General features: G+C 31.3%; 7 protein-coding genes. 5 read left to right on the top strand and 2 right to left on the bottom strand.

Going from position 1 to position 12628, the window contains the following annotated elements; all coding sequences use genetic code 11:
- The 3 genes from ACWI69_RS10775 to ACWI69_RS10765 all read left to right on the top strand — a co-directional run.
- Nucleotides 1-1097 (top strand): TolC family protein (locus ACWI69_RS10775; protein WP_448821842.1); only part of this gene is annotated, 1097 nt, incomplete at its 5' end.
- 13 nt (nucleotides 1098-1110) lie between these two features.
- Nucleotides 1111-2199 (top strand): efflux RND transporter periplasmic adaptor subunit, encoded by a 1089-nt coding sequence (locus ACWI69_RS10770; RefSeq protein ID WP_448821841.1) that lies wholly within the window; start codon nucleotides 1111-1113, stop codon nucleotides 2197-2199.
- Between the two features lie 2 nt (nucleotides 2200-2201).
- Nucleotides 2202-5399, top strand: coding sequence for an efflux RND transporter permease subunit (locus tag ACWI69_RS10765; protein WP_448821840.1), 3198 nt, complete (start codon nucleotides 2202-2204; stop codon nucleotides 5397-5399).
- 23 nt (nucleotides 5400-5422) lie between these two features.
- Here the strand turns inward: ACWI69_RS10765 and dacB are convergent, their stop codons facing one another.
- The gene (dacB, locus tag ACWI69_RS10760; protein ID WP_448821839.1) at nucleotides 5423-6910 is read right to left on the bottom strand and encodes a D-alanyl-D-alanine carboxypeptidase/D-alanyl-D-alanine endopeptidase; all 1488 of its coding nucleotides are present in this window, start codon (nucleotides 6908-6910) and stop codon (nucleotides 5423-5425) included.
- 155 nt (nucleotides 6911-7065) lie between these two features.
- Between dacB and ACWI69_RS10755 the strand changes: the two genes are divergently transcribed.
- On the top strand, nucleotides 7066-8385 hold the full coding sequence (locus ACWI69_RS10755; RefSeq protein WP_448821838.1) for a sodium:solute symporter family protein: 1320 nt from the start codon (nucleotides 7066-7068) through the stop codon (nucleotides 8383-8385).
- Between the two features lie 17 nt (nucleotides 8386-8402).
- Here the strand turns inward: ACWI69_RS10755 and ACWI69_RS10750 are convergent, their stop codons facing one another.
- Nucleotides 8403-10457 (bottom strand): BglG family transcription antiterminator, encoded by a 2055-nt coding sequence (locus ACWI69_RS10750; RefSeq protein WP_448821837.1) that lies wholly within the window; start codon nucleotides 10455-10457, stop codon nucleotides 8403-8405.
- 159 nt (nucleotides 10458-10616) lie between these two features.
- Between ACWI69_RS10750 and ACWI69_RS10745 the strand changes: the two genes are divergently transcribed.
- The gene (locus ACWI69_RS10745) at nucleotides 10617-12485 is read left to right on the top strand and encodes a fructose-specific PTS transporter subunit EIIC (protein WP_448821836.1); all 1869 of its coding nucleotides are present in this window, start codon (nucleotides 10617-10619) and stop codon (nucleotides 12483-12485) included.
- Nucleotides 12486-12628 lie beyond the last annotated feature (143 nt).

Below are 12628 nucleotides of genomic sequence, written 5' to 3'. Positions count from 1 at the left end.
ACCAAATTAACGCCAGTGTTTATATTGATAAATTGACACTGGACTCAAGTAGAAAAGCTTTTGAACAACAAAAATTAGCTACTATATATTATGTAGCTTCTACATATGTTAATATCCTTCAATTAAAAGCCCAATTAGTAATACAAATAAGCAACTATAACCTCTTGAGAGAGACCTTAAATGTTGCAAAAATTAACTATAATGTTGGTGCTGGTGGTTTGCAGGATGTATATAGATTGCAATCAAATGTAGCTGGTGCTTTATCTGATATTTCAAATGTGAAAGGTGAAATCCGTTCACAAGAGATATACTTAAATAATCTTTTAAACTATCCTGAGGGAAACTCCTATACTTATGAAACTCTTGATGAACTTGCACCATATTTCTTATTAAGTGAAAACTTAGGTAAAAACTTTACATTTGGTTCAGAAAAATCTAAAAAAATCGAGCATTTTTTAATAAGTGGTGCCCTGACAAACTCTAACTCTTTAAAACAACTTGATAACACTATAAAAAGTAAAGAGAGAGAACTTGTATCCAATAATAGAGAAAGATTTATACCTACTGTCACTGCTTCAGGAAATTACTATAAAAATAACATGATAACACCTTGGGGTAAAAATTCAAACGGAGATTTTCCAGATGAATATTGGCAAGCTGGAATCAACGTCACTTTACCTCTTATTAGCGGAGGTGAAATACACTACAATGGTCAAGCTATAAAAAGTGAATTAAAAGCTCTGGAGTATAATAAACTTTCTTCTCAAAATCAATTGGTTCAAGAGGTTTTACAAACATATACAAATCTTTTAACTAACTTTGTTCAAAGCTATACGACTAAAATATCTTCAGATGTAGCTAAGAAAAATTTAGATATCGTGACTAATCTATATACAGAAGGAACAACTACATTGACTGATTTTTTATCTGCTCAAAACAATACTTTGAGTCAAGAGTTAAGTCATGTTATTGAAAATTTTAATCTAATTAACTCTACGCTTAAACTTGAATATCTCTATGGTAAGTCCTCTCTTACTATGGACCCATCTGAAAGAAAGGTTTTACTGCTTAAACTTCAACAAGAGTTAGATAATTAGGAGGGAATAAATTATGAAAAATAGATTTTTAATAGTAACACTATTGCTAATACTATTAGCGTGTGGCAAAGATAAAGCCGAAGATTCAAGTCAAGAAGCTAAACCAGTTGTATATGAAAAAGTTGAGAAAAAAGAATATAGTGTTAAACGTGCCTATTCTGGTACAGTAAATACTGAAGCTCTTTCTAATTTAAGTTTTAGAGTCTCCGGAACTATAAATAATCGTATTGCACAACTAGGCGATACAGTTAAAACAGGACAAATTTTGGCTACCCTAGATCCAATTGAATATCAGCTTAATTATCAACAAGCTCTTTCCAATTTAGATAAAGGAAATGCTAACCTAGCTGAATCTACGGCTAATTTTAAAAGATCAGAAGCTCTGTATTTAGAAAATAGTATCTCAAAAGCTTCATATGATAGTGCTACCGCAAATTATAAATCCGCAATTTCCTCTGTTAAAGCTCTTAAGGACGCTGTTGACTTAGCTAAAGTTAATCTTAGTTATACCAAGCTGACAGCCCCAAGTGATGGCTCTATCGGTCAAGTAAAAAGTGAAGTTAATCAAAATGTGTCCCCAAACACAGTAATTTTTGTGTTGAATACTTTCGGTGAGAGATATGTAGAATTTAACGTATCTCAATCCGTTATTGGAGATTTACAACTGGGAGAGGAAGTTCAAATTGAAATAACTTCACTCAATAATTTGAATGTAAAGGGAATTATAACCAATATTGGAACTCTTTCTGTTGGGTATGGTGGAACTTATCCTGTTAAAGCTAAAATTGTTGATCCTTTAGATACCGTGAAAGTTGGGATGACCGCAAAGGTTATCGTAACTACGAGCAATACTAACAAAGTTATTGCAGTTCCTTTAACTGCCATTTTAACAGCCCCCAATGGAGAAAAATATGTCTATATTGTCACAAATCTTGAAAACAATATCGGGATAGCTAAAAAACAGGCTGTTGTACTTGGAAGTACTACTGAAGAGGGGAGCGAAATTGTCAATGGATTAACTGATGGTGACTATGTCGTTACAAAAGGAAGTAATGTTCTTTTAGAAAATCAAAAGGTTTCTCTTTTAAAAGGAGCTGAATAGCCATGAAATTAACGGAACTAGCAATTAAAAATAAAGTTACAACCTATTTTTTGATAGTTATTCTACTCATTGGAGGATATTTATCCTATCAGAAATCTGAAAAAGCTCAGGACCCTGGATTTACAATAAAAGTAGCATTAATCACAACTAATTGGCCCGGTGCTACTGCTAAACAGATGGCTGATTTAGTCAGCAAAAGAATCGCTGATCAAGTACAAAATATGGACTCTTTATGGTATGTAAATTCCACTAATACAGATGGACAATCCAATGTTTATGTAAATATTAAAGCTGAGTATAAAGATATTCAACCTGTCTGGACAGAACTTAGAAATAGAATAAATACATTTGTTGTCCCAAACCTTCCGGAAGGGGTACAAGCACCTCAGATAAATACTTTTTACGGCGATATTTATGGAACTCTTCTTGCAATAGGTGGAGAGGGATATACCTATGAAGAGTTGTATGAAACTGCTTATCAATTAAAAGAAATTTTATTATTTAATGTTCCCCAAATCGGAAGCATTGATATTTCGGGTATCCAAAATGAAACTGTATATATAGATATTGATAATAAACTTTTATCTCAAACAGGTCTTACCTTAGAAAATATTATTAATACTTTAAATAGCTCCAATGTAATTATCAAAGGTGGAAATATAGTCATTGATCAAAATAGACTCAAAGTGACACCCAGTGGGAATTTTAAAGATATTGATGATATAAAAGATACTATAATTACAAGTCCTGATGGAAACTCCAGCATATACTTGAGTGAAGTTGCCAATATCTATAAAGGGTACCAGGAGCCATCCACATACTCAATCGATTTCAATGGAAATAAATCTTTAGTTTTAGGAATCTCTTTGGGTTCTGGACAAGATGTTTTACTGATGGGAAAAGGTATTCAAGAAACTTTAAAAAATTTCAGAAATGCTCTACCGATAGGGCTTGAAGTGGGAGAAATCTACTATCTTCCAGACTTGGTTCAAACAAATGTAACAGCTTTTATAGTCAATTTGTTTCAAGCTGTAATTACAATAATTTTGGTAATGCTTGTATTTTTAGGGCTTCGATCTGGACTAATTGTTGCTGCACTAACTCCAACTTCAATTGCTTTTACTCTGATTGGACTATTTTGGTTTAACTATGGAATTAATCAGATTACTCTTGCTGGGCTTATTATAGCTCTTGGTATGCTTGTTGATAACGCTGTTGTTATGTCTGAAAATATAACTGTTTTATTAGAAGAGGGGAAACCTAGAATGGAAGCGTGTTTAGAATCCTCTAAAACACTCGCAATTCCACTGCTTGTTAGTTCTCTAACAACTATAATGGCCTTCTCACCTATCATTTTGAACAAACAAAATATGGGAGAATACGTAGGACCGCTGACAATTGTCGTTATGCTCGCCCTTATGAGTTCATGGTTAATAAATCAGACTTTTATACCTTTACTATGCTATGATTTTATAAAATTAAAGCCCGGTGAAAAGCAAAACCTTAATAGCAAATCGTATCTTTTATATAGAGAGATTCTTATCAAAGTTTTAAAATATAAAAAAATTACAATTGTTTTAACAGCTCTTTCATTTATTTTTGGTATTTGGTTACTTGGACTTGCTCCATCTAACTTTATGCCCGGCTCAACCGACCCAGTTATGTCAACATACATAACCCTACCTAAAGGTACTGATGTCAATCATACAAGAGCAGTAGTTGAAGATTTAAATAAATTTATTGAAAAAAATTATAGTACTGGACCACAAACTCCAAATCCTCCAGGGATTTGGGATTATTTAACAACTGGTGGTACTACAAAAACATATAAAAAAGCAGGAGTTTTGAGTTGGGGATCATTTATAGGTGGAGGTGCTCCTAGATTTTCTACTGGGTATTCACCTCAGACACAACTTCCTGAATATGCCTATGTAATGTATAATTTAACTGATTATAGACTAATTCCAAAATTGAGTCAAGATGTCAATGAATATCTTTTAAATAGATATCCTGATATAGATATCGTTTCTAAAGGATTAGGTAGTGGAGTATCTCTTGCAAAAGACTTAGGATATGTCTTCGCCTCTCGTGATATAACTCTTTTAAAGAAAGTAGCGGAAGAGGTCAAAACTAAATTAGCATCCCTTGATGGTACATATGCTGTGTCTGCTGATTGGGGAGTTGAAGTTCCTAAAATATTTATTGAGATAGACACTGAAAAAGCTCAAATGGCTGGATTCACTAATGATACTATCGGAACTTATTTGCAATATGTCCTTCAGGGGTATAATGCTAGTGTGTATAGAAATTTTGACGCTCCACCTCAGAGTACAGTGATTCCTATAGTTTTAAGAGGTACTAATCAATATAAAGATGATTTGAATTCTATACAATCTATTGAAATAGTAAATTCAAAAGGAGAAGCTGTTCCTTTAAAACAGATTGCTAAAATCTCTTTAGAATATTATGATAGCCTAGTTTCTACTAGAAATATGGCTTATTCTATTGAAATTGATGCTGCTGTAAAAGATTCTACAACGCCTCTTGAAGTCAATAAAAATTTTATGCCTTGGCTCAATGAAAAGCTTAAAGATTGGGGTCCAGATGTAAAATACTATTCATCTGGAATTATGCAAACATCTGATGAAAATCAAGAAGCTCTATTTGCACAAGTTCCAATAGCAATCTTAGGAATGTTCTTCCTAGTTGTAGCTCAATTTAACTCTATGAGAAAAGGATTGACTATCATGCTTGTTATTCCACTTTCTATATTAGGAGTTGCTATCGGATTACTATTGACTAAAACTGATCTAGGATTTATGGCTATGATTGGTATTATAGCTCTAGCCGGGGTAGTTCTTAATCACGCTATAATTCTAGTAGATAAAATGACTATAGAAAAAGATTCTTTAGGTCGTAGTGACCAAGATGCTGTAGTATTTGGTTGCCAATCTAGACTTCGACCTATATTTCTAACAGTTGCCACAACATTAGTTGGTTTAATGCCTCTGTATTTCTTTGGAGGACCACTTTTCCAACCAGTGGCTGTCGTGCTTATATTTGGTCTTGTTACGGACACTTTTTTAGCACTTGGGGTCATTCCAGTTATCTATTCTCTTTTCTACAAGATAGACTTTACCAATTATATATATGACGAAAGTCGTTTAATAGAGGATACCACAGTCAATAAAAAGCTATGAAGATTTTTCTTCATAGCTTTTTTTTAGAAAATAGTATTCAATAAATTCTCCATTTTTTTTCGTAATTCACTTCTTTCTCCATTCCAATGATTAACTACGACAGCAAAAGCGTATGTTCTTCCATCTTTTTCTACATAACCAGCATAGGATTGTATCCCACTCATACTTCCACTTTTAACCCTAACTTTTCCATCTAAAGGTGTATTTTTTAAAAATAGAGCGACTGTTCCATCTTTTCCAGCAACTGGCAGAAGATTTTCCAATTCATCTTTAGAGTATAGTAAAATCTCAACCAATAATTTTGTTGAAACCGTATTTCCTCTAGAAAGTCCACTTCCATCTCTCACAGTCAAAGAATGTACATCTATCCCTTTCTCCTCCCAAAACTTTTCTATATTTACCCCTTTTGTTTTTTCTAGCAACTGATATAGATGCTCTGTATAATGGTTATCACTTTTAACCAATAAAATCCTTACTATTTCAGACATTGGAGGGGATTTAGTCACTGCTATAACCTTTGGATTTTTGGGTCTTTGTGATGTTAATCTGGCAGTTTTAATCTCTCCATTCACTTTTATATTCTCTCTTTTTAAATAGTATGAAAAATACTGTCCTAAGAATAATCCAGGATCAGGGATATCACTTTGAATTGTCAATCCATTTTTATTTTGTGGAACCACTCCAAAAATTCTTCTTTTATTTTCCAGTGGAATTCCTCTCACATACAAATTTTTCTTTCCACCCGGCATCACTAAGCCTTGATTATCAAATACCAATCCTTGAATCACTGGCTTAGTTTTTATCACTTCAGGCTTTTTTCCTGAGATACCTGTATTCAAATAAAGAGTATATATGTTATCAAACACACTGATTCCATAGGTTCCTTGTCCATAGTTCGTCCCCATGTCTTCCCATAGCCATTTTCCTGAAATCCCTTCATATCCAAAAAGATCATCCAGTACAATTATATTTCCATTTATAGTTTTTATTCCAATTTTTTTTATTGCATCAGTCCAATTTTTTAGAAACTCCTCTCTATCTATGGAAATTCCACTCGAACCTAGAGTCGGGTCTCCTCCTCCCTGAATATATATATTTCCAGTTAAAACTCCATTTTTAGATAATTTTCCATCATATAGGACCTTGGTTTCTAAAACAGTGTCTGGTCCAAAGACCTCTAGTGCTGTTGCTGAAGTGATTATTTTTAAAACAGAAGCTGGAGTTAAAGCTATTTCACCTCTGTAATTCTCAATAACCTTTCCACTCTGCACATCCACAGCATAAAAACTCAAGTTACCATGCTCCAATACTTTTGAGTTTACAAATTCTTTCATAGCTTTCGAGTCTTCTTTTTCTTTTACTGACTCCACTGTTGGCACAGCTGATTTTTCTGGAACTCTATCTGGAACAACAGGTATTTGATAAGCATTTCTATTTTCGTATTTTTCTATGTTCCTACAACTTGCTAGTAAAGTCGTCAATAATACCAAGCAAATATATCTTTTCTTCATATACCACCTCTTACAGAACTTTTTTATATCCTACATCATTTAAAGCATTTTTTAAAGTTTTTTTATAACTAATTATAGATAATTAAATTTGACATATCTTTTATTTCATAATATTATATGTAGAATACTGTATACAATTAGGAGGTAATTTTTAAGTGCTAGAAAATTTGTTTTTAAACCTATACTTTTTAAGTGTTTTAGCTATTGGATATAACTCTTTTAAAAAAATTAAAAATAGTTCCTATTTCTTTATAGCAAATAAAGAAGCTAATGTTTTCCAAGTTACAGGTAGTTTACTTGCGACAATACTCGGAAGTTCAGCTGTATTAGGTAGCGTATCTTTTGCATATAATTCTGGGTGGGCTGGAATTTGGCTCCTTATTTGTGGTGCAATGGGACTGGGAGCACTTCTACCTCTACTAAAAAAATTTGAAAAATTTAAGGGATACAACTTACCCGAACTTTTGGGAACCTTTTATGGAGAAGAGGTTAGAATACTGAGTTCACTCATTATTTCTATAGCTTGGATTGGGATTGTCGCTGCTCAGATTATGGGAGCTGCTCAAATTATCGGTATTTTCACTGCTATTAGTTATTTTAATGCAGTTATTATAAGTGGAGTTATTTTTATTATTTATACTATTTTAGGAGGGCAATTCTCTATTATAAAAACAGATTGTATTCAACTTTTATTTATACTTTTAGGAATTGTTGTTTGCTTTTTATTTATATCAAATATTGATACAAACTATACTGCACCTAATGTGTTCAACGAAAAGTTTGGATACACTGATCTTTTTGTTTTAGTTTTAACTTACTCTTCAACTTTTTTTGTTGGACCTGACATATATTCTAGAATCTTTTGTGCTAAAGATAGCTTTGTTGCTAAAAAATCTATTATAATCAGTATAATAATACTGATACCTTTAGCATTTATGTTAGCTAAAATCGGTGTTTATGCAGCTGGAACTTTTCCCAATCTATCTTCAGGAGAATCTCCGTTACTACACGTTGCTGCAAATAAACTTCCTAAATTTGTGAGCTTACTACTATATTTTGGATTGCTCTCAGCGGTCATCTCTTCAGCAGATACCAGCCTATTAACTGCATCATCTGTTTTTACAGAAATTTTTACTAAAAATTTGAAAAACATAAAGTCTATTAAGTTTACAAGAGTTTTTATAGCAATATTTGGAACCTTCAGTATTTTGGTTGCTCTTAAACTTAAATTCATATTAAATTCATTACTTCTAGCTCTATCCGTTTACTCTGGTGCTCTTATAATCCCTTGTTTTGCCGGAATTCTCGGATATAGATTTAACAAGTTTTATGTTTTAAGTGCAATTATAGTGGGAGGAATTACCGCTCTATTGGGAAAAACTTATGGTGGTAATTATTCGAACTATATCTTAATTTTTGCATTTTTTATCAATACTTTAATTTTAATCACTGGTAGAAAAAAAATCCCTTCTTAAATTCAAAAGAGGGGATTTTAACTTATATCTCTATTTTTACCTAAATTTGATAAAAATTCATATTTTTTTATAATATCAATTACTTTCTTTTTACTTGGATTGTTTTCTAATTTTTCTAAAAATTTATAGTTATTAACTAAATCTAAAAAATTAGAAAGTGCATCTAAATGTGCATTCTCATCCTGAGATGTAAATACCAACATAGTTTTCACTGGTGTTTCCTCAGGAAAAAGTATATAATCTCTAAAATTCATTAAAACCATTTTACTTTTAAAAACATTTCCAATATTTTTACTGTGTGGAAGGGCAACTCTATTGCTCATTACCATATACGAGCCAAACTCTTTTACTCTTTCTATTATGCTATCAATATATGTCATATCACATATTTTATTTTCTACCATTATTTTTCCAGACATTTTAATTGCTTCTTCCCAACTGTTACATTCTACATCCAGAAGAACCTCTTCAATCATCTCTGACAATTTTGGTTCATTTTCATGAATATCATTTATTAAAATTTCATTCATAAGGCTAGATAAGTCTTTTATCAGAGCATTTTCATTTTTTATTACTCCACTTTTTCTAAAAATCTCCAATATATCTGAAAGAAAAATTTTGTTTTTTCTTTTAGATAGTCCAATATTTTCCAATAATCCTATATCCTCTCTAGATAGAATAGGATTTATTGTTATACAGGGCTTTTGGAACTCAAATTCATCTATATTTATTGTTCCCACTATAAGATCTATATCAGCTAAATTATAGTCTTTTAGTTTATAAAACGGAATTACTTCCACAATATTTACTGAAAAATTTTCATTAATTTGTTGTGACAACAATTTTGATGTCCCATATCCTGAACTGCACACTATTAATATACTGTTTTTTCTATTTTCAAGTTTATCTGCTCTATCTAAAGCTGCCTTGAAGTGAATGGCCAGAAAAGCTACTTCATCCTCTGTTATCTCTAAATTAATAAAATCTTTTAACGGTCTAATAGATTTTTTAGTTCCTATAAAAATAGGTCTGTATAGTTTCAAAAAATCTTTTAAAATACTATTCTCTAAAACTTGCCGATTTTTCAATCTATGAATTGTTGGCTTTAGATGATTAACAATTCCCTTCAATAATACCTTATCTTTTGAAAGATTAACTCCCATATTTTCAGAAAAAATCTTAATTATTTTTTTAGCTATTATATCAATCTCTATCCAAAACTTATAACTACTGTTTTCAGAGGAATAACAGTGACTTCCTAAAAAATAATCTGTCAATCGTACTTTTTCATTTAAGGTAATTTCTACTTGATACTCCTCTTCCAAAATATTTAAAAATTTATTTATTACCCTATACTCTTTTAGCCCTTGAAAAAATATCTGGTTTTCATTCTCCGAAATAGATTGACTTTTTTTTAATCTATCAATCATTACCAAAATATAATAGTATAAATTTATATATGGTTCATCCGATATTATATATTTTGTATTATCAATTACCAATTTTAAAAAAATTTCTATTTTTTTTCTATCTATTTCACCATAATATTCTTCAATAATATTTGAAAAATAGATGTCTTTTGAATACTTCACTACAAATTTTAATTGAGCTTTTCTAATATTTTCCTCATCACCAACTAAAACTAAACCTTTTTGTACCTCTACTTCCAATTTTAATTTATTAAGTTTTAACTTTTCTCTAACTACTTTTAATATATTTTTCACACTACTTCTACTTATTCCAAATTCATTTTCTATGCTTTTTAGATTTATTCTCTCTAAAAATAAAACTTTAAATAGTAAAATCTCATCTTTATATTCTGTTATATCTATACACCTTATAAATTTATCAATTACCGTAGATAGGATATTTAAGTCCATATACTCAATTTGACCTTTTTCAATTTTCTTAATTTGAGGATAAGCACTATCGTTCAATACCTCATTTATTTTGTCTATATCATATCTTATACTTCTTTCATTCACATATAAAAATTCTGAAAGAAGTTTATAACTAATTTTTCCATTATATTTTATAAGATATTTAAGAATTTCTAGCTCTCTTTTAGTCATTAGATTCCTCCTTTTTCAATTTTATCATAAGTTCTTTACTTTTTCTAATTTAAAGCATATATGGACAAAAAAAATCATATTTTTTTGAAAAAATCTGATTCTATTCTTTTCCTTTTTATTTTGCTATCATAAAAGAAAAATAAAACTTAGGAGGTTTTTATGAATTTTAATAATCTAATAGATAACAATTTAATTGTTCTAGATTTAGATTCTTCAACTAAAAATGAAGTAATTGAAAAATTAGTGGATTTACTTGATAAAAATGGTGCTCTTAATAACAAAAATGAATTTCTTGAAGCTGTTCTAGTTAGAGAAAGTAAATCTCCAACTGGATTAGAAGATGGTTTGGCTATCCCACATGGGAAATCCTCTTCTGTTAAAACAGCTAAAATTGCTGCAGCTAGACTAAAAAATAAAATCACAGATTGGGAATCGGTTGATGAGGACAATAATGTGGATCTTGTGTTTTTAATTGCTATTCCTGATGCAGAAAAAGGAACTACACATATTGAAGTTTTATCTAACCTTACAACTCTTTTTATGGAAGATGGATTTATAGAATCTCTTAGAAATGCAAAAAATAAAGATGAATTTTTAAATATCATTTTAAAAAATGATACATCAATACCTTTAAAAAATGAAAATTTAAGTGTAGAGAATAAATCGCTTAAGTTTCATCTCAATAAATTAAAGGAAAATCTTCTTTTTGGAACTTCTCATATGATTCCTTTCATTGTTGCCGGTGGAGTTCTGCTATCTCTTGCTGTTATGCTCTCTGGAAAAGGTGCTGTGCCGGATACTGGATTTTTAAAGGATATGGCTGATATGGGTATTGCTGGGCTTACTCTTTTTACAGCTGTTCTTGGTGGATATATTGCCTACTCTATAGCTGATAAACCAGGATTAGCACCGGGGATGATAGGTTCATGGATAGCGGTTCAAAACTATAAAACTGGATTCTTAGGAGCCATTATTGTTGGATTTATAGCTGGTTTTGTTATCAATCTTCTAAAGAAAATAAAACTTCCTGATAGTATGAAATCCTTAGGATCAATATTTATCTATCCATTGATTGGAACTTTTATAGTTTGTGGTACTGTGATGTGGGGAATTGGTCTTCCGATAGCTACTATGATGACAAGTATGAATACTTGGCTTGCTAGCATGGCTGGTAGTGGTAAAATTGCTCTTGGGGCAATTCTTGGTGGAATGACAGCTTTTGATATGGGTGGTCCTATCAATAAAGTAGCTACACTTTTTGCTCAAACTCAAGTCGATACACAACCTTGGTTAATGGGTGGAGTTGGAATAGCAATCTGTACTCCTCCTCTTGGAATGGCTTTAGCTACTTTCTTATCTCCAAAAAAATATACAAAAGATGAAAAAGAAGCTGGAAAGGCCGCTGCTATAATGGGATTAATTGGAATCAGTGAAGGAGCGATTCCTTTTGCTGCAGCTGATCCTATGAGAGTCTTACCTGCTATAGTTGCCGGTGGTATTGTCGGTAACATTGTTGGATTTTTAATGAATTCTATTAACCATGCTCCTTGGGGAGGATGGATTGTTCTACCAGTAGTTGAAGGGAAATTTGGATATATACTTGGAACTATTTTGGGTGCATTGACTACTGCTTTGATTGTCAATACTCTAAAACCTATTGCACCTGAAACTTTGGAAGATGAGATGGAAGACTTAAATTATGAAAGTATCATGGACGAAGGTGAAGCTGAAGTACTGGCTATAACATCTTGTCCATCTGGGGTTGCTCATACATTTTTAGCTGCTAAAGCACTGGAAAAAACTGCCGCTAAAATGGGAATTAGAATAAAAGTTGAAACTCAGGGAGCCAATGGTATTGTAAATAGAATTACTCAAAAAGATATTGAAAATGCTAAAGTAGTAATTTTTGCACATGATGTAGCTATAAAAGAACCTCAAAGATTTAAAAATATGAAAATATTGGATGTTAAAACAAAGGTAGCAATTCAAGACCCTAAAAAACTGATTGAAGAGAGTTTAAAAATTTAGTTTAAAATGAGCCAACTATAAAATTTCAAGTTGGCTTATTTTATTTAAAAATATCTTGATTATCAAAACGTTTTATTATATAATTATATTAACAAGAATTAAGGAGGTTTATTTATGAGTATTGGTATATTTTATGGAAGTAC

The sequence above is a fragment of the Cetobacterium sp. genome (genome assembly GCF_977044495.1).
This window is presented reverse-complemented; position numbering and strand designations above follow the sequence as displayed.